Here is a 1,112-nt window from a genome sequence, read left to right on the forward strand (position 1 = left end):
CAGTCGAGGTTGGCCATGCCGAGACGCTGCGCCCGGCCGTGCGCCGAACCGACAGCCGGGTTCTGACCCAGCAGGAAGTACCCCTTGATCTTCCCGTCGATCATGTCGAGCACCTGCTGGTAGGTGCCGTGGTCACCGGTCATCCGCGGCAGGTAGCCGTAGCAGTAGTCGTTCTCCGCGGTGGCGGCGTCGCCCCAGTACGCCTTGAGCAGGTTGACGCCGTAGGTGCGCGCGTTGCCCCAGAAGCCCTTCTGCCCGGGGTGCGCGATGCTGTCCACCCACTTGTCCAGGGTCGGGTGCTCCGCGTGGTGTGGCATCGGCAGGTAGCCCGGAAGCAGGTTGAACAGCGTCGGGATGTCCGTCGAGCCCTGGATGCTGGCATGCCCGCGCAGGGCCATGACCCCGCCGCCCGGGCGGCCCATGTTGCCGAGCAGCAGTTGGATGATCGCGCCGGTACGGATGTACTGCACGCCGACGCTGTGCTGCGTCCACCCCACCGAGTAGACGAGCATGCCGGTGCGGTCCCGGCCGGAGTTCTCCGCCCACGCCTGGGCCAGTTCGAGGAACTTGGCCTGCGGGATGCCGCAGACCCGTTCCACCATCTCCGGGGTGTAGCGGGCGTAGTGCCGCTTGACGATCTGGTAGACGCAGCGCGGGTCCTGCAACGTCTCGTCGCGTTGGGTCTGGCCGCCGACCGGCGCGCCGTGCGACTCGTTCTCCAGCCCGGCCGCGGTTTCCCGCTGCGTCTCGCTGTCGCGGGTCGTCTGGGCCTGGCTGTGGCCCTCGTACCGCCAACTGGCCTGGTCGTAGGTGGCGTTGTCGTCGTTGAAGCCGGAGAAGAGCCCGTGCATGTCCTCGGTGTCGACGAACTCGTCGGTCACGATCGTCGCGGCGTTGGTGTAGGCGACGACGTACTCCCGGAAGTCCAGTTCGTTGTTCAGGATGTAGCGGATCACCCCGCCGAGCAGGGCGATGTCGGTGCCCGCCCGGATCGGCAGGTACGAGTCGGCAAGCGCGCTGGTCCGGGTGAACCGCGGGTCGACGTGGAACACCTTCGCGCCACGGCGCTTGGCCTCCATCACCCACTGGAAGCCCACCGGGTGCGCCTCAGC

General features: G+C 68.3%; 1 protein-coding gene. It reads right to left on the reverse strand.

The window, feature by feature from the left end:
• Positions 1–1,112 (reverse strand): molybdopterin-dependent oxidoreductase (locus ABZU25_RS34500; RefSeq protein ID WP_355033555.1); only part of this gene is annotated, 1,112 nt, incomplete at both ends.

Source organism: Micromonospora sp. NPDC005215 (assembly GCF_040607915.1).
GTDB lineage: Bacteria > Actinomycetota > Actinomycetes > Mycobacteriales > Micromonosporaceae > Micromonospora.